The sequence below is a fragment of the Pseudomonas weihenstephanensis genome, from assembly GCF_001043055.1.
In the GTDB taxonomy this organism is placed as follows: Bacteria; Pseudomonadota; Gammaproteobacteria; order Pseudomonadales; family Pseudomonadaceae; genus Aquipseudomonas; species Aquipseudomonas weihenstephanensis.
The window spans coordinates 195279-213747 of record NZ_JYLF01000007.1 but is presented as its reverse complement, the minus strand read 5'-3'; the positions used below and the strand labels follow the sequence as shown (position 1 = coordinate 213747).

Sequence of the window (18469 nt, the reverse complement as noted above, 5' to 3'; positions counted from 1 at the left end):
GAGCTACACATGCTCACACCGGCTGACATGGATGCCACCGACTGGTCGTTGCTCTCGCAGCACAACCGCCTGCTGCACGTGCAAACGGTTCTGCCCGACGCTTTGGTGGTGCGGCACTGGGAAAGCCTCGAAGCGATCAATGAAGAACCAGTCTTCACGCTCGACTGCATCAGCCCTTCAGCCTTGTTGAATCTGGCTGCATTGCCGGGAACAGCCCTGCAGTTGCAACTGACGCAATTGGATGGTCAGCAACGCAGCTGGCAAGGCATCGTGGTCAGCGCAGAACAGCACGGCAGCGACGGTGGTATCGCACGCTATCGACTGCATGCCGGAACCTGGTTGAGCTTACTCAAGCGACGCCGCAATACAATGATCTTCCAGGATCTGAATGCGCTTGAGATAGTCACGCGAATTTTTGCGGGCTACCCTCACGCCCAGTGGGATGCACGGGTTACCCAACTGCTACCAAGACGTGCGTTATGCACGCAGTACCGCGAGACCGACTTTGAATTCGTCTGCCGGCTGTTATCCGAAGAGGGGTTGAGTTTCTATTTTGAACACGGGGGCAACGGGAAGGATAGCGCCAGGCTGGTGATTATTGACCGTGACTACCAATGGCCTGACAGTGGTGTGCTGGTCTTTTCCCGTGAGGATACACCGCAGGCGGATGACGGTATTCGCCACCTGGAAGAGCAGCACCAAATCACTATTGATGCGGCCACAACCTGCGCCTGGAACGCTGAGCAGTTGCTAGGGTTGAGTGGGACCGCTGACAGCGCCATCGCCGAAGGCCCCGCGTTGCCTGAGCTGGAAGTGTTCGATGCAAATCCTTCGGCCATTTTCGAGACGTCGAACGAAGCACGCCAGACCGCCAACCATCTGTTGAACTCGCGTCGCCTTGCACGCCATGGATATCAAGGAGACAGCGCAACGCGGTCTCTGCAACTGGGCATTCGCTATACCGTGGAGCAACATCCAGTCATGGGTGCCCTCCCGCTGGTTTGCCGGCAGATCAGGCATGTGGCAAGCAATAATCTCGGCCTTCTTTTGGCCAATCGGCTGGGGGACCCCGCTCTGGAGCGCGGCACCTACGCCAATCACTTCCACGCCGTTGCGCCGAACGTACCGATCGTGCCAACCCGACGCCCCCGTCCACAAGCACCCGGTGTACAAACAGCCACCGTGGTCGGAGCGCAACAGCACGTCATCACCAGCAACCGTGACCACCAAGTGCGGGTACAGTTTTTTTGGCAACGGGGTGAAAGCCCTCTGGCGGGGGGGCTGCAGAACAACGCGCATGCCCCCGGCAACGAAACATCGGGCACGTGGATCCGTGTCGCCGAAGCCCTGGCCGGTGCGCACTTTGGTCAGAACTTCACACCGCGCATTGGCAGTGAAGTGGTGATCAGCTACACCCATGCCGACATTGATCAACCGGTGGTCATCGCGCAGGTGTTCAACGGCGAAGCCACTGCCCCCTTCAGTGCCGGTATCGGCGCGCCTGCCAACCATCCCGGTACGATCAGTGGGGTGCAAACACTTGGCCTGGATGGCCAACCCGCCAGCCATTGGCAACTGGATGACGCCCAAGGCCAACTGCGCCAGCAGCTAGGTAACCAGACCGCGCGCAGCACCCTCACCCTGGGGTATGCGATTGCCAGCGAAGGGAGCAAACGCAATGCTTATCAGGGGTTAGGGTTCAGCCAGTCCACACAAGGCTGGGGGCAGATTCGGGCCGCTGAAGGATTGCTCCTGTCCGCCAGCCTCCAGACTGGCGCAAACGCCACCCAGATGCAGATGAGCGACGCCCTCGACCAACTCTACGGCGCGATGAACACTGCCGAACATTTGAGCCAGGCTGCGCAGCAAGCTCAGGCAGGGATCATGGCCGCTCACGCTGCGCAACAAGCGTTAGGCGATGAGTTGAACCCACGCAAGGGCGCGCACTATCCCGCCCAGGTCAATGGGCAAAGCACCACTCAACCCGACACGGAACAAGCAGTCGAACGTTTCAGCGCGCCGCATTTAGTGCTGGAAACGCCAGATCACCTAACGGTCGCCAGCCCCGCCAGCAGCCATGTGTTTGCCGGGCAGCAGCTACAGGTGACCAGTCAACAGGACCTGCATTTGAGCGCCGCTCACACCATCGCTGGGGCCAGTGGTGGCAACCTGCATTGGTATACCGCCAAAGGTGGCGCCAAGGTCGTGGCTGAGACAGGTGCAGTCAGCCTGCAGGCACACACCGACCGTATGGAGGTGTTGGCCGACCAAGCGGCAACCTTCACCGCGACGGCAGGGAGGATCGACCTGATCGCCAAGACCCGCATCGTCCTGCAAGCCGGTTCGGCGAGCATTACGTTGCAAGGCGCCGACATCACCTTTGCCTGTCCGGGGGTGTTCAGTGTCAAGGGCAGTGAGCATCCATTGCTGGGTGGGGCAAAAGGACTATTCAATCCCCCCATTCTGCCGGACGGCGTAAAGCCCGCAGTCCTCAGTCTTGCATATCACTACCTTGATCAGTCTCCAGTCACCGGCGCTCCTTTCACACTGCGCTTCAGTAATGGGCAAACCTTGACGGGAACACTAAACGAACAAGGCACCGCAGTTATTGACAATCCACCACCCTTCCCGGCTGAAGTCAAATACGGAGAAACCGATCGCACAAAGCCCGATGATTTCATTCCTCCATTAAAGAACCCGGCGTTTGGTAAAGCCCCCAACAGCGAGAATGAAACTCTGTCAGTGCTGGAGCAGTTTTCAAAAACTGAACAAGCACATCTTGAGGAGTATTTCTTTGACGATGAAATAGCAGCGATACAGGAAGAAAGCATGCCAGTAGAGCACGAGGGGTTTCTTGAATACCAACTCCCGGAAGAGTCAGATCCCAACGTAGCTAACTATAAAAAAGACCACCCCACACCTCGCCCAGTGCAGGAGGCCTGATCCATGAGTGCTCCGTCTTCCGCACCGGCTTTGTCACGTCAGGTACGCCAAGCCGACGAGACTGCAGGCCAGTGGTTATTGGGTTTGCTTGACGGCAAGGGCAATACACCATCCCATGCCATCGTTACAGCTGTACTCGGTTGCGTTCCAGTAGTCGGCCAACTATTCGATCTGCGCGATTTGATTCGTTGCATTATCACCCTCACTGCGTCGCCCACCAGCATTAGCAGCTGGGTGGAACTGCTGATTACCTTGATCGGCTGTATTCCTGGTTTTGGGGACGCTTTTAAAGCAGCCTTTAAACTGGCACGCAGCGGGCAAAATGCTAATCGCGTGTTCGATGCCATGCGTACCTATACGCGCGTCAACCCTCGCGCAGCAATTCAAAGCATGGATTGGAGCAAGGTCGAGCGCGAGGCACTGCAAATGCTCAATAGCATTCTCGACAACCTCATCAGCGCACTCGATGGTTGGCTGGTAAAACTGGTGGCCGGCCGGAATCAAGCCAATGAATTGATCAAGGGACTGACCAACCTGAAAAATCAAGCTTCGCCAATGCTAAAAAAAGCTATTGGCGAACTAAAAAAAACCGTGAATGGGCTTCTATCCCAACCCCAAGTCCTGAGCACCGCACAGGTTTCCGGAGTACAACGCAGCTTGCCAACACCACCGGCGGCGGCTCGAACGTCGTCCTCCCCTGCAACTGCCAGCAACAAAACGCCGTCCTCGCCCGCAGTTGACAATACGGGGAAGAACCCCGCGAGCCGAAGCCAGACGCCAACAGTCCACCAAATTCGCCAGAGTAAACGCAAGCGTTGGGCCACGGGCGTACCGGCGGAGCATATTGTCGAATACTACGTAAAAAGCGCACGTCCAGCATGCCGAAAAATTAACGACAACGGGCGGTTGACTGAAGAATGGGAAAGCAGCAAAAAGAAGGGCGGCACACCCCATCGCCAATCAGCCGTAAGTAGTCAGGGACTGGATCACTTGTGGTTTGGCCAGCATAGAGGAAGACCCTATACCGTTGGCGAAACCAAAGGCAGTATCTGGGCACAGTTCAGCTTCTTGGCGGCAATGAGCGAAGGCGATAGGAAAGCTGTTGAAGGCACCCGCGCCGATACCGCCAAAGTACTGGATAACAAACAGCCATACAACCCAGACACGGCAATGAGCAAAGACTCTTCAAGTAATACTTATGCCACTATTGATAATGAAAAAGCCTTGTCAGACCCAGACAAGCAGACAGGAACATTGAGTTCAACAAAAAACAAAGGACGGCAGATGAGTCACCTTTGGATAAAGCAATCACTGATCTCAGAAACGACAATACCTTCTTCTCACAAAATGAAACTACTGACAGCTATTCGCGAGGCAGAGGAGTCACTCTCACGCATCAGTTGCTACAACAGGGAAATCTTTATGGTCACGGGCAAGCAATATGAAATACACGACAGAAGCAAAGGTGCGCGACACAAAATCCAGCTTCCTATAGTCACAATCCCAGATCACATCCTGGAAACTTGATCAAATGGAAATCCTCGAAAATAAATCATGGATTGCAGCTCATCGCGAACCACTTCAAAAATACGCTGACTATAAATTCGTAATAGAGTCAGCCAATAAAAGCATCAAGATTATAACCGACAACCTCAATAATCCCGAAAAAATAAAAGACAGCCCCAAAGCGGGTATTATGCGGGGAGCAAAGCGCCGTGCTGAAGCAGGACTCGAGTCAATTATTTACGGATATTCGGCGGGACACCCTATCGTTGAGTTATCTAATCTCTTCCCTGAGGTAGTCAATTTCTGGCTAGCCTCAATGGAACCTCAAATTCAATTTGAATCTAGCACCGACAACGATGGGCATAGAGTTCCACACTTAGACCTTTATGGCAGTCAATATTGGGAAGCCCTGCAACTGATCTGTTTTGCCATTCTACTTGGCCACAGCGATAAACTCGCAAAAATCGCAGATCTCCTTATTCATGAAAACGACGACCAAGATTCGTTACTGGAAGACTTAGTGGCACCATACTTACTTGGGCGCCCGGTAGCGACTGTTTACACGCGACAACTTCCCTACCGCAAAACACGTAAAATTTTCCAGGCTGATCCTGAAGAACAACCAACCCTGATGTCTCAATATCTCAAAGAGTGGTATTTGGCCAGTCGTCGCGAGCCTTATCACGACCGACACAAGAGTTCGTTCTTTCCCGGCTACTGGTCACTTGAGGCAGGAGCTATGACCTTCATACTTGGCATCGACGACAGTAGCTACCGCGACATGCCCTTTTATCCAAAAGATCTGGTGGATTACGCCCGCAGCGTTGGTAGTCCCCCGGGCAGGCCACAACCAGATAATTCTGCAATATCGCGCAAGACTGCCGGCGAACTCTGCCCGAAATCCGGTTGGTGGTTCACTCCCGCCAAGGCCAACTCTCGACGCTACATCCAACAAGGCATCGCCTTTCCGGCGATAGAGGGCAGCGACTACGGCACAACCTTCTGGCAATGGAGCCCGGATCAATCCGCGCCGACGCTGTAGTCGACCAAAGCATGAAGCAATTACTAAAGGACAATGCGAGATTCGCCAATGAACAGCCCTATTCACTTCAACTCGAAAAAGCCCTCCAATGAGCGTCTGCTCCCGCGCCACTACCTGATCATTTCGGGGCTCGTGTTGTTTTGGTGATTTTGGCAAAGGTCCTGGAGGATTGCCTGCCACCCGCCCCTCCCCCGTTATTCTGCAAATGGCCTTGGCTACAAGCCGCCGTCAGCCAATGATGAGATGGTGAGATGGTGATGAAAAACAAGAGCGATCTGTACAAATTCGACGCCCTCTTGGGCACCCAACCTGACGCGCAGATCGCCAAACTGGTCAAGGTCACTCAGGGCGCAGTCAACAAGCGCCGCCTTAGGCTGGGCATTGCCTCGTACAACAGCAAAACCCAGAGCCGTATCACCAGATTTGATTTCTTGTTAGGCGTATTGACCGACCAGATCGTTGCCCAGCTCGCAGGAGTTACAAAAGCAGCCGTGACGTTTCGGCGCACAAAGATTGGAATCAAATCTCAACGCAGTCAACACCCATCACCATGGGAAGGTCTTGATGGGCTGCTTGGCACTCAACCAGACAGCGAGATAGCCAAGTTGGCCGGGGTCACCAGCGGTGCAGTGCTCAAACGCCGACGACGGCTAGGGATAGAGGCATTCAGCCGATCTAAACAGGGCCCTTCTACGACATAAGCACCCAGACGGATCAACCTACTCCAGAAATGATCAAGCGAGGACACATCGTTCCTCCGAGCTTGCGTCGACGGTCTTGGTTGAACCCAGCGGCCCATTTAAGTGGTGGGCTGCAACAATGCGCCACCGCAACCTGAGCGGCGGCACTTCGGAGTTGGTTACTCATTCACGTTGCAGCTGAGACCCGCCGTGCTTGCCGGTTTAGTCAGCGGACTGGCTATCCGGATGTTTGAGTATGAAACGCGTAAACGCTTCCTGGCGCTGGACCAGTATTTAACCCACCAGGCGGGTAAGTTTCGCAGTGAAGTGCTGACCTTCAATTCAAGATCTTGAAGTCAATTCGACGGTTTTTGCTCCGCCCTTCCACTGTACTGTTGTCAGCGATCGGCGCATCCGGCCCGCTACCCGTCACTGACATGCTGCTGGACTCGATCCGCTTGCCGATCAAATACTGTCGTACCGCCGCCGCACGCGCCAAGCTGAGTTCGATGTTGCTCTCACGCAACCCAACATTGTCGGTGTGGCCAATGATCGCAATCCGGGCATTGTTCAGCTCGCGTATAACTTGCGCCATCTCATCCAGCACGATACGGCCCTTGGCGGTAAGAATCGCACTGCCGCTTTCAAACTCAATGGTGCGTTGGCCCAACGTTTCATCCAGTGCTTGTTGTCCCGAACTGACCTGTAACGTGTTATGCACCTGATAAGTTTGGTTGAAGGAACTGGCCAGCGTACTGGTGACCTCCTGACGCAACGCTTCGTTCTTCACATTACCGCTGACACGGATCTGATTGCCTTCCACTTGCACCTGCCCGGCGGAAATATTCCGAAGATTTGGGCTAAGCATTTTCAATACGTACTGATCCCAGTTCGCCGGGGCTACGACATTCCCCACTTCCATTTGATCGGTAATTTTCTCGGCACCGTACAGGTCACGCAAACGTGAGAGCACTTGCGCCCTCATCGCCTCGGTAGGTACGGTGCCGCTGACCACAATCTTGTCCTGGACAGCCTGGGCAGCGTCGGTCAGGCACATCAATGAGAGCAAAAAGCCTAAGGCAATACGCATGTCATAACCCCAAAAAAATTTCGCGAAAGGTGTGTCTGGCGGTGCTCAAGGAAAGCTCCGGCTGACTGGTGTAGGTAGACATTTTTTTCAATGCGTAGCTCGCGTTGACCTCTTGCTCGACCCACTGAGGGTCTGCAAGCCAGATGGTGTCTTGCTCTTCAATTCGCGGATCGATGACACCGTAAAGCCCACGGGCGGAGGCGCCACCAAAACCCAGTGTCATCGTCGGTTGATGTTCGCCACGTTGCAGCAGCATCAACTCAAAATCTGCTCGCCCCAAAAACTCGGCGATCAAATCGAGCCAAAATGCCGAAACCAGATGCCGGTGGAGCGGATCGGATGGGAGTGGCAAGCGCAAACCCTTACCCATTTTTGGCGCGCCCGTGCTCATGACCGGACGTAGCAGCAAACCAAGGGCCAGCAAGATACGCCGAACATCAACCTGGTGCCCGGCCGTGTTGAGCATCTGCTGTAGCGAGCCCATCGTCTGCGCTTGCAGAAAGCCGGCAAAGGTATGGTGTAGCGTGTCGGAGCTGACCGTAAGGTTGGCCTTATACACACTCAGTTCATTCAGGATGGGTGCCGGCTCACCTGCCTGCTTCGCCAACGACAGTTCACGGCCCAGGTGCGACCACATTCGGGTGAACGCCAATGGGCTGCGCGCAAGAAACTCCAACGGTTTTGCCACTTCAAAGGCAACACCGGCCATAAATGGAAATCGCCGGCCGCTCGCGTCGACACTGGGCAACAGATGCCCACCGATCACCGACCGATGGCGAGACCCCATAAAGGCAAAGTTAAACCCAGGTGCGCTGTCATAGAGAGATTTCCAGGCAACGTCTTGGGCGAGCAAATCCAACCCCTCAGTTGCCCAGCGATCGAGAATGGCAATCAACGGACGGTGATTGTTCGCAGCCCTTAAAAAATCCCCCTGCGCTGGCAATTTACCAAAGTAACTGATGGGTAACATCAGATCGTCCGAGGTCATGGCCGCTCCTCCAAGGTCGCATCCAGACCAACGACAGCCAGCGGCAGTTGAGTACCATCCAACCCTTTGCGCTGGCTGCCATCGGCATTGGCGCGCGGATTACTGATGATCTTCATGGTGACAGGTACAACCCAATCGTCTTGACGCCACTGAAGCTCGTAAGAGCCATCAGCGTTTTGTCGACTCTGAGCACTTTGAATCAATTGGCCTAGCGCGTTTTGACCGACGAAGCTCTGAAGGTCGATCGCCCTTCCGTCGTAGGTCACCACACTGACTTTGGCGGTTTGATTGGGCTTGCTGCTATCCCAGACAAAGTTGTTCCACTGAGCGGGGGTGTTGCGATAACGCAGCTGTTGATCACCTACGAGCACGCTGTACTCACTGAACCCCGCGGCAGAACCCGGCAATACCTGGAACGTCACCAGCGCCCCGCCTTCAGCCGTTTGGCCTAACGGAGCCACCCATTGCGCAAAATTGGTCATCAAGGACGGCGAGAGGCTCAGCCCGACATCAGCCCATTGCTTGCTGACCAGGCTGTTTCCGCGACGGATCACCAAGGGGCCGAGGCTGTCGTTAACAAATTGCGCGATAGACCCTTGTGGACCAAACACCTGGGAAATTTCGGAAGTGCCTGCTTCAATTTGCCCTGCAGGGGCAAAGGGGTACTTGCCCGCTAAGGTTTGTTGGAAAGGCTCATGAACCTGGGCTTTCCAGACCTTGTTGATCTCGTTGTGAGTCGGTGGAATCAGTGCGCCGAAGGTTTGGATCATCGGCCATAACAACAGCGGCCGTAACGTGCGACGCTGGCCATCCTCCATGCTGGACAGCAATTGCTCATCGACCAGCCTGAGCCCAGCAGACAACTCGGAGGTGGGGCTCGCATCCAGCGTCTGCACCATCAACTCACGGGCACCTGGCCCAGGGTCACCCTGGGTCTGGATGGCATTCAAACGCGTACGAATGCCAGACAGGTTTTGCAGGTAGCTTTGCAGCAGTGACGGCGCGCTGTCGCGAGCCACCATCAGTCGAGCAATCCCGGAGAACTCAAGACCCACAGGCCCGACCGGAATTTCTCCGGCATTGTCGCGCGCCAACGCCTGCGCTTCGGCAGGGGCCTTGGAGAACCAACTCAAAAATCCACCCTTAGCCGTTTTGAGACCCTCATTGATCAGCGAGGGGTTGTCCCACGATGTTTGCCGGTAGATCGCCTCCATCAGCTTGCGCATAGGTGAGTTCTGCGGATCACCCAGCTGGTTCATCGCCGCACTGGCGTCACTGAAGCTGGAAAAGCTGGCAACCGTGATGCCTTGCAGAAATTTTCGCCACTCTGCGATGTATTCCTGGGTATACAACTGCTCCAGCTCTTTTTGGATATGCTCTGGACTACCTGACAGCGTCAGGTCATCCGCACGCGCGCTCTGCAGCACCCAGTCCGTGGTGGTCAGCTCTTTATGAGAAGCGTCGCGAATGGCTTGTTTCACATAGCCTTCCCACGCCTCTCGAGAGAAGGCGCCAGAAATGGCATAACTCCCAGCAAAGATCTTGTCACCCTCCCCCAGCAATCCCGCAACTGTCACACTCGGATAACGTGTGGCAGCCCTGGCTTTGAGCTCTGCATAGACTCTGTCTCGCGCCGGCAGCCCTTGCATCACGCTACTGAGCGTACGACGAGAGTCATCAGTCAAGGTGACCTTGGTATCCAGGACGGGCCAGTCGGGTGCATTGGATTGGCGGATATAGAAACTCATTAAGCGTTCTGCACGGCGCGCCATGTCTTCGCGGTCCATACCACCGCGATTGTCTTCCAGCCAGAGGCGCCAGAAACGGGTGAGCTGGTCACTCAGGTGTGCGGGTTCTACGCGTTCGGCCGTGCCCAGCATCAAATACGCTTTCAGGGCATTGTAAGCATCCTGAACATTACTCGGCGATGGGGCCTGGTAAACCCCGACAGAATTTGCGCTGACCGCGGCAGTCGATTGCGCTGGCTTCAGTGCAGTAGAGTTCGCACTGACCTGGCGCAGGTAGGATTCCAGCTGCTCGGCCACCGGAGTCAGCATCACCTGCCGCATCCCCTGGAAATACTCATGACGCAATTTGGCTTCCAGTGCTGCACCCTGATAGAGGCCCAGCCCCAGCATCAACGGATGATCATCACGGTATTTTTGTAGCTGGCCCAGCCGGTCTTGAATCACCTGCAATGCTTCAAGGCGCGACTGCAGGTCGATACGATCCTTCTGAATGTCCTGGGCCTTACGCAAATCGGCCTGGACGTTGCTTACCAGCTGTTGATTGTTGGTGTAGGACCATGTCCAACCCGCCAAGCTACCGCCGAGCAACAACGCGGTACCGAGGAACGCTACAGAACGTTTTCGAGTCCGTGAACGACTGGAATACTGGCGCACCAACTCCCGGTCGACGAACACCACCTTGCGGAACAGATCCAGGAGGAAGTAGCTGTGGCGGGACAACTGCGGGTCTTCACCAGGCACATTTGATTGTTGCGCCGCGCTCAGACCAAAACGCCGCGCAATTTCGTTGGACATGCCGCAAACGCTGGCAATTTCCTGGACAGCACTGGTGAAGTAAAAACCTCGAAATACCGGCCTGTACTGATAAGGATTTTCCTCGAACAGCGCCATCAAGAACGTGCTCAGGCTGGCCTTGATGCCTTTGAACTCCAGCGGCAAGGTCAACAGCCCCGGTGCCTGGACACCCCCACGGTTAAGCGCCATCTGCGCCAGACTCATCTCTTTGAGGCCGTCACACAACTCATCGAAGTGCTGGTCAAACTGGCTGACAGCCTCCAGACCTGTTTGGGAGTTGAAAGCGAAGGTGGCCCCCCACACTTTTTCTCGTTCCTGAGGTTCCAGCGTCTGGAAAAAATCATTAAAACCATTGATCAAGTCGACCTTGGTGAACACCACGTAGACCGGAGCGACCACCTCAAGGCGCTCGGTTAGCTCCTGAATACGTTGGCGCAGCTTTTTGGCCAAATCGATCGCAAATTCCGGCGAATTTCCGGTCAGCTCGGCAACGCTGGCCGCGATAATAATCCCGTTGATCGGCGCGCGTGGGCGGTGTTTACGCAACAGGCTCAGGAACGTCAACCACTCCCCCCGGTCCTCGTCCTGCACCGAATAGCGCCCGGCGGTATCCAGCAGGATGCCTTCAGTGGTGAAGTACCAATCGCAATTGCGCGTACCGCCGATCCCCTGCAGCGCAGAGCCTTTTTGATCATTGAAGGGAAAGGTCAACCCGGAGTTCAAGACCGCTGTGCTTTTACCCGCTGCCGGGTTGCCGATCACCATCAGCCACGGCAATTCGTACAGTGCCTCTGACCCGCTGCGCCGACCAAGTCGCGAGGATTTGATCGCGCGGAGTGCCTCTTCAAGCCGTTGGCGCAACTCTGGAGTCTCTCCTTCTCCACCGGCAACCATCTGATGCAACGCCGCAGCCGACTTCTTGGCCACTATTCGCCGCCACAACCAAGCGGCCGCCAATGCGACAAGCGTCAATACCAAGAGCGCAAGGAGCACTTTTTTCAACGTGGCAGCATTAAGAAGGAGCAAGCCTGCAACGATCAAGAGCCCGAGAACAGCGAGCACACGAGAGTTGGAGAAAAAAGCGGAGAGGCGGTTAATCATGGTGAACAATTCCCGGGGCTAACGTGATACGCAAATTCATGCGAAGTCTTGAAGAGGCTTTGGAGCCCGTGGCGGCGAGGGCTGGATGCGGCAGACCGCTCGCCAAAAGGGATCCTGAACCGACACCAGCAGGGTTTCCTGCTGCGTCTCGAGGCTGTTTGACGCGGCTAATGCCAATGAGGCCAGCGTTGTCACTGCACCCATCTCCCCACAGCACACCGGCAAACTCAGGCATTCATCGATAGGGTCCAACTCGGGAAGCTTTGTATGCAAAGCAGCCAAGAGTTCGGTCTGCCGAGAGGTACGCTGATCCGCATCGGCAATCACCACACTGACCAGTGGAAGGTCCATGCTGTATTGCTCGAGCAGGTGCTGGAGCGTCGCGGCTCGCACCTTTCCGGGCAGGTCGGCCGATTGCGCCCGTTGCTCGCTGCGAAAAGGATGAACAATCGCCGAGACGGGCCCAGTGGTCGCGGGAAGCCCACACGCGAGCAAAAGCGCGCACGCCCCCTCTCCGGACACCTCCGGCAGCGCCTCAAGTAGCGCATCGTCTTGGGTAAACGAAACAATGGCGACCACGACCTGTAGATGGGACTTCGCGTCCAAACCCTCGGTATGGCGCAACTGCTCGATAAAACTCAGCACCTGGCGAGTGTCGCTCGCACCGTGAATAAACACGGGGCATTCCAGGCCATGCTCAGAGAACGGCGTAAAGGCTGATACCAACCATTGGCGTGCTGTTGTTTGAGTATTGATCGACCAGCGAGTGGGGACAAGGACATGCACAGGCAAGGGACTTCGAAGCTCGCTCCCATCGATACTGTCGCGCTCCAGGTGGCGCATCAGCAAAGGTTCGAGAACCTCCGAAGCCAACAGTAGTGCGCGTCGGACATCGATGGGTAACGGATCGTCTTGCCCTGATTCGATGAAATCCTCAGTGCTCAAGGCATCAATCCAGGCAATACGACGTGGGAACCCGTTTGTGTCTTTCAGTGTGGGGTGAAGAGCCGGTCGGTCACGCGCCTTCAAGGCTTCGATAACCCCGGCAGGCTCATCGCCAAGCGGCAAATACAGACTCCAATCCTGTATCTGAACTGGCATGACGTGTTCAGCGGCCAGCATCGGCTCAACATCAGCCAGATACTCTGCCGGCCCCGGCTGTCGGCGGCGCTTCAGCCACTCAACTCCCAGGTACACCCCCCAATACCCCAGGCAAAGCGCCGTGGGTATCACCAAAAAGTGGGCGATAATGTCTTCCGCCGTCGGCAGACGGTAATGGTCACGCCAGGACCACAGGGTAAAGCCCCAACTAGCGGCAAAGACCAATACTACCCACAGCGTTTTGTAGCCAAGGACTCGTTTAAACATCAGATTCCATTCCTGCTCGCCATACACTTACGGCCTGTACGTCGTGGATTGGCCTGCAATCAAGACGGCGCCACATGTGGTGAGATCACCGTCGCGGGCCGACGCTTTGTCATCCACCTCATAGTCGCCGTCGCCAGTCGTAATCACTGTGGGGCCATGGACAGGACAAGCCACCAGATCACCTACGCGGGCAATGCCCTTGTCGTTGATCGTCGAATCGTCACTGGCCTCCATCACCATCCCGCCGTGGCTGGTCGTATCCCCTTTTACAATCAAAGGTCGCGTCATCTTGGCTCTCCATGTAGGCCCAAGCACTGCATCAGCTCAGGGTTAAGGCGTGGATCTGGCCGACGGCCCACGGCCGGCAGTGCGCAGTTCCACATGCCCGAAATCCATCAGTTTCCAGCGGCCTCCCCAGGTTAAACCCAGCTCTTCAGCCACCTGCCCGTACAACTCGTATCCGCGCATTGCCCAAGGGTCTTTCTCGGTAATCACCAACGTCCCCTCTCGCAAAAACGCACTGTCCGCCGCCAGACCGTATTGGTGGTAGCTCTGCCAGGCCTTGGCATTGGTCGTTCCTGGCAAGAGGCCAAGAACGTCTTGCCGTTCCGGGCTGCGATAGCCCTCTAGCAACACCATTTCGTACCCATGGCGCTCCAACATCACCTTGTAAACCACCAGTAGTCGCTGGACGAAGTCGGCATCCATCTTGTCCCATGACCTGTCTGCCGCGCCGGTACGGGGTCGAATTCGCTCTACCTCTCGGGAGGTGAACACCTGCGGCGGCAACGCGCGAGGCGGCACCAAACGCTCACCACGCAACAGCTCTGCAATCAAGCTTGGCGCCTCTCCACGATGAACATCGCTGCCATACCCTTCGAGCTCCACCGTCCCACGCAAGTTGAAAACCAATGCGGGCGGCAACAGCAGCAAGAGAAGCATTAGCCAAAGGAGCCGTTGGTAATGAACTATTGGCAATAACCAGCGCCTACAATTAAATCCAAGGCGAACAACACTACTACCCGAAACAGAAGCAGAACTTTCCAACCTAGCAAATAGAAACTTCCTACAGCACTTCAGGAGTCGACCTATCGAGTTTAAATATGCCGATACGCTTTCAGGAAACAACAAAAACCACAAGTAGCCAATCGCACTTGCGGTCGAACAAAAAACTACGAGCAATAGCATGAAGTATACAACCCGCCTCGAATAAAAATATAGAGCCAGCGTCAAACGGCGACGCCAATATGACGAACTATCAAAATGACAGTATTGAAAATTAAATAGAGCTGCGCCTAAATCCCTGGCAACATTTTGCGCCACTCAAACTTGCCAGCCCGCAAATAAGCGCACACCACCTCACTGGCGAAACAGCCGCCAAATACCGGAATCGACGCCGTGACATCAAGTAACGCACATTCAAAAGCGCCCAGCTTGCTAGCGGATGCTCAAGAAGGCAGCACTCCCAATATTCGCCCGATTAACAATGCAGGCCAGTCCAGCACCCGCTCAAGAAAGACTCTGTACATTTGGCTGAGCATCATCGCGCTGACACTCGCAACCGGCGTGGCCTGGGTGTTCGATTCGGCGCCTCAAGTGGCTGAAAACCCCGCAGAGGCTTACACCGTCAGCAGCACAGATGCCCCCGACCATTCGCCGTCCATGAGTGAGCAAACGCCACCGCCAATGATCAGTGAGTCCGCCCAGATTTTTAACGAAGCCCCTACGGAGCAGCCCACGAACCTCATCAGCACCACCCGCGCCAGCCCACCCCCCAACAAAACACCACCTACCCAAGCCGCAAAACCTTACTACACAACCCCTGCCTCACGCTCAGCAAACAGCACAGCATCCTCACCTCGCGCCAGCGATGTAGACGTGCTGATTGCTCTGATGAGCTATATCGAAAGCCCGGACAACGAGCTCCCCCCACCTACTCGCAAAGCCTTGCAAGAACGTATCAAAGCCTGCCCGGCAGCCAACACCGAAGCGGGCATTGACTGTCGTCAGCGTATTTGCGCCGACCTTTCGGGCTCGGTGAGCTTGTGCCCCTCGCCTTGACCACCAGTAAACCCAGAGGTCAGCCGCCACTTTCGACAGCCTTGGCCACACCCAGTACATGCTCCAGACGAGCCAGTGCGGCGTCATCCTTCAGCACCACCTTGAGCCACTCATGCAAGGGCATCTCCCCCCATTCGGCCGCTTGGTTTGCCATGTAAGCCACCGGACTGTGGGGCTCAGCCTGACGAAAGTAATTTGCCACCTCGCGCAGCCGATTCAGCGCCTCCACGCGCGAAGAAATGCCTGACACCACAACCTGAGCATCAGTTACTGACGGCGCAGCGGGAGGAGGAGGCAAGTGACTGGAGTGCTGCTCAAGCACTGGAACTTTCGACTCTTCCCCTCCACGCACATCCACACCCGCTTCTTTGGCAAACCGCTGAATACTGCTGCAAGCGGAGTCCAACGTCTCTCGGATTGCAGCAAACCTGGGCGTCCGATCGCCTAGACGCACCTCTGCCTGATGCTCCAGACGACTTAGCGCAACGACTGCCTCCTGAACCGCAAGCCACTGGTGCTGATAAAACTCTACCGGCGTTGCAGCCCTGGCACGCTCCAATTGCTCCAGCGTTACATGCTCGGCATCCCCAAGACGAGCACCGCCAGATCGCTGATGCGCCACGGCATAGTCAGAGAGCGTGTACGGCCGCACGCCATCATCCACCACAGAAATTGAGGACACCCAGCGCAAGCTCTGCTTGAGCACCCACGCCAAACAACCAACCCGCTGCTCAACATCGTCTCCGTCCTCAATGGCGGGAAACAAGTCGTCCCAGTACTGCTCAACCAACCCTGCAATCAAGCTGTAGCCTTGGGCCAACCCTGAGAATCCCTGGGTGTAGACCCAACCCTCCGTCAGCCATCCTGCAACACGCAGGTCTTTACTGTCCTCTCGTAACAGTTTCGAACACCGTTTAACTACTTCCGGCCAATTGGCGACTTTAAGATCGGCAACCCACTCACCTTGCTCTAATGTTGGATCATCAAACTCCCGGAGTTTTTGTATTTCATCAAACTCAGACGAATATGTAAGATCTTTTCCCTTTCCGTGTAAGCCATTTATAGAGCGCAACAAAATTTCAAGATCAGACACTAAAACCCCCTGCCAGTGATGCAATATTCTGATGTAAATGATTACACTACGCCCAGTCAGAAACTAAGCCAGATAATCATCACTGTGTTTTTTCCGCCAGACAAGCCTGCGCCTAAAACTTTCGTTTAGCAGCAGGGGAAAGCGTACGACATGGATTTCAATGCCGATGAGCACAACTGCACCGATCATTATCAGTCACACACGCCTGCACTCGCTTGAATCAACACTAGACCAACTTCATGTAGAGCGTTGGTCCGGTTATGAACTGCTGTCCGACCTTTACCGTTGGGATGTACTGGCCTTGACCAGCGACCACATGTTGCCGCTCAACACCCTCCTCGGCCAAAAGCTCACACTGCTGACCACCCTGGCGGATGGCCATCAGTGCCGGCGCAGCGGGCTGGTCAATGTGGTGCGGCGCACCGGCAGCGACGGCGCGCTGACCCGCTATCATGTGCAACTGGTGCCTTGGCTGTGGGTTCTGACCCAGAGCTTCCGCTCAAGGGTGTTTCAAGACAAGACCGTGCAGGAGATCATCGACCAGGTATTCACAGCGTATACGGACTACGCCAGCTGGCGCTTTACCAGCGACGCCGTGCAACTGCTCAGCGCGGTGCGCCCCCGCAGCTATTGCGTGCAGTACCGCGAAAGTGACTTTGATTTCGTGCAGCGCCTGCTGGCCGAGGAAGGCTTGGGCTACTGCTTCGTCGAAGATGAACTGAGCCCATCCGGACACCGCCTGGTCATCTTCGGTGACAGCCCCATGCTACCTGAAGACCCTACTTCCTCCGGCGCCACCGGCTTACGCTTTCACCGCGCCGATGCGACAGAAGAACAGGACACCATTCAGTTCATGGGCCGCATCCATCAATTGGGCAACCACCGCGTCACGCTATTGAGCTGCGACTATAAAAGTCGCCAGGCCATCAGCGCCTCGCGCCCCATCGGCCCCGAACGCGAAGACCTGGAAAGCTATGACCCGGTGGGCAACTACGCCTTCGCCAATCTCAGCGAAGCCGAGCATTACACCCGATTGCATATCGAAGCGATGCACACTGAACAAGCGTCTTGGCAGGGCCGAGGTACCGTGCGCAGCGCCCGGACCGGCACACGGTTCCATCTCGGTGAGACGCCCTGGGCCGCTGCCGAACATATGCGTGATATGCAGGATTTTCTGTTCACCGAGGTACGCAGCTACGGTATCAATAATCTGGAGTTTGGAGTTCCTGAGCTGGATGCTGATACTGCGGCATTGCTGCGCCTGGAAACGTTCGACGCAGAAGTGCTCCGTGAAGCAGACCGCAGTGGCTTCGCACAGCAATTTCGCGCGGTACTGCACACCCAACGTTGGCGCCCTACCCTCGTGGACGGCACAGGCCAACGCCTGAATCCACGCCCGACCGCTCATGGGCCGCAGACAGCCTTGGTCGTTGGCCCCGAAGGTGAAACCACGCCAGGCAGCAGCGGGCCTGTGCACTGCGATGCATTGGGTCGCGTCAGGGTGCGCTTTCATTGGCAGGCCGAAAACGACAGCGGTGCTTGCTGGATCCGTGTCGGCCAAGCCTTCGCTGGCAAAGGCTTCGGCGCTCAATTTCTGCCGCGCAGTGGCCAGGAAGTCCTGGTGCATTTCGTCAACAGCGGCATCGACCGGCCGATCATTTCCAAGGCGCTATACAATGGCCGCGGCGAAGGCGGTGTTCCCCCGACGCCGGGTGGCGCCCCTAGCGAGAGCAAACTGTCAGTGTATGAAAATGCCAGCGATCAGCGCCCCAGCGCCCCAGCGCCGAAGCCAATCTCGCCGGTGGCAACAGCCCGGCCTGGCACGGTGGCGGTGCAGGCGACAATTTGCATCGCAATGCGGCGGCGTTGTCCGGGTTCAAAACCCAGGGCTTTGACGGCAATGGCCATAACCAACTGGTGTTCGACGACAGTGACCAGCGAACCGTTGCATCTGAGAACGCCATAGTACGAGCTCCTGAATAGAGGATTCAGGGATAGATGCTCGTTACCTCAAACGCTCCTCTCCAGAAACAAACCGCACCGCGACCACTCGG

At 56.0% G+C, this 18469-nt stretch carries 13 protein-coding genes; 6 read left to right on the top strand and 7 right to left on the bottom strand.

The annotated features are described in order from the left end of the window. Positions 1-9 precede the first annotated feature (9 nt). The 4 genes from TU86_RS17130 (at position 10) to TU86_RS17115 (ending at position 6192) form a co-directional block, all read left to right on the top strand. Positions 10-2943: a type VI secretion system Vgr family protein gene (locus tag TU86_RS17130; protein ID WP_053076048.1), complete on the top strand. Its 2934-nt coding sequence runs from the start codon at positions 10-12 to the stop codon at positions 2941-2943. 3 nt (positions 2944-2946) lie between these two features. Further along, on the top strand, positions 2947-4470 hold the full coding sequence (locus tag TU86_RS17125) for a hypothetical protein (protein ID WP_048365500.1): 1524 nt from the start codon (positions 2947-2949) through the stop codon (positions 4468-4470). Between the two features lie 4 nt (positions 4471-4474). Continuing rightward, positions 4475-5491: a PoNe immunity protein domain-containing protein gene (locus TU86_RS17120; protein WP_048365499.1), complete on the top strand. Its 1017-nt coding sequence runs from the start codon at positions 4475-4477 to the stop codon at positions 5489-5491. 257 nt (positions 5492-5748) lie between these two features. Next, complete coding sequence (locus TU86_RS17115) at positions 5749-6192, top strand: hypothetical protein (protein ID WP_157395917.1); 444 nt, start codon at positions 5749-5751, stop codon at positions 6190-6192. A 316-nt stretch (positions 6193-6508) separates the two neighbouring features. Here the strand turns inward: TU86_RS17115 and TU86_RS17110 are convergent, their stop codons facing one another. Genes TU86_RS17110 through TU86_RS17085 form a run of 6 tightly spaced genes read right to left on the bottom strand, consistent with a single transcriptional unit; the run spans position 6509 to position 14203 of the window. Continuing rightward, on the bottom strand, positions 6509-7261 hold the full coding sequence (locus tag TU86_RS17110; protein ID WP_053076047.1) for an OmpA family protein: 753 nt from the start codon (positions 7259-7261) through the stop codon (positions 6509-6511). 1 nt (position 7262) lies between these two features. Continuing rightward, positions 7263-8249: a type VI secretion system-associated protein TagF gene (tagF, locus tag TU86_RS17105; RefSeq protein ID WP_048365497.1), complete on the bottom strand. Its 987-nt coding sequence runs from the start codon at positions 8247-8249 to the stop codon at positions 7263-7265. Further along, complete coding sequence (tssM, locus tag TU86_RS17100) at positions 8246-11893, bottom strand: type VI secretion system membrane subunit TssM (protein WP_048365496.1); 3648 nt, start codon at positions 11891-11893, stop codon at positions 8246-8248. The genes tagF and tssM overlap by 4 nt, the downstream gene beginning before the upstream one ends. Before the next feature lie 36 nt (positions 11894-11929). After that, positions 11930-13261: a hypothetical protein gene (locus TU86_RS17095; RefSeq protein WP_048365495.1), complete on the bottom strand. Its 1332-nt coding sequence runs from the start codon at positions 13259-13261 to the stop codon at positions 11930-11932. A 27-nt stretch (positions 13262-13288) separates the two neighbouring features. After that, positions 13289-13549, bottom strand: coding sequence for a PAAR domain-containing protein (locus TU86_RS17090; RefSeq protein WP_048365494.1), 261 nt, complete (start codon positions 13547-13549; stop codon positions 13289-13291). 42 nt (positions 13550-13591) lie between these two features. Beyond that, positions 13592-14203 (bottom strand): M15 family metallopeptidase, encoded by a 612-nt coding sequence (locus TU86_RS17085; protein ID WP_088500072.1) that lies wholly within the window; start codon positions 14201-14203, stop codon positions 13592-13594. A 456-nt stretch (positions 14204-14659) separates the two neighbouring features. Here TU86_RS17085 and TU86_RS17080 point away from each other — a divergent pair, with 456 nt between their 5' ends. Next, entirely contained in the window at positions 14660-15322 is a 663-nt protein-coding gene (locus tag TU86_RS17080) for a hypothetical protein (protein WP_157395916.1), read from the top strand. A 19-nt stretch (positions 15323-15341) separates the two neighbouring features. Here TU86_RS17080 and tssA read toward each other — a convergent pair whose 3' ends face one another. Next, entirely contained in the window at positions 15342-16415 is a 1074-nt protein-coding gene (gene tssA, locus TU86_RS17075; protein ID WP_048365491.1) for a type VI secretion system protein TssA, read from the bottom strand. A gap of 166 nt (positions 16416-16581) precedes the next feature. Here tssA and TU86_RS17070 point away from each other — a divergent pair, with 166 nt between their 5' ends. Continuing rightward, positions 16582-18381, top strand: coding sequence for a type VI secretion system Vgr family protein (locus tag TU86_RS17070; protein ID WP_053076046.1), 1800 nt, complete (start codon positions 16582-16584; stop codon positions 18379-18381). Positions 18382-18469 lie beyond the last annotated feature (88 nt).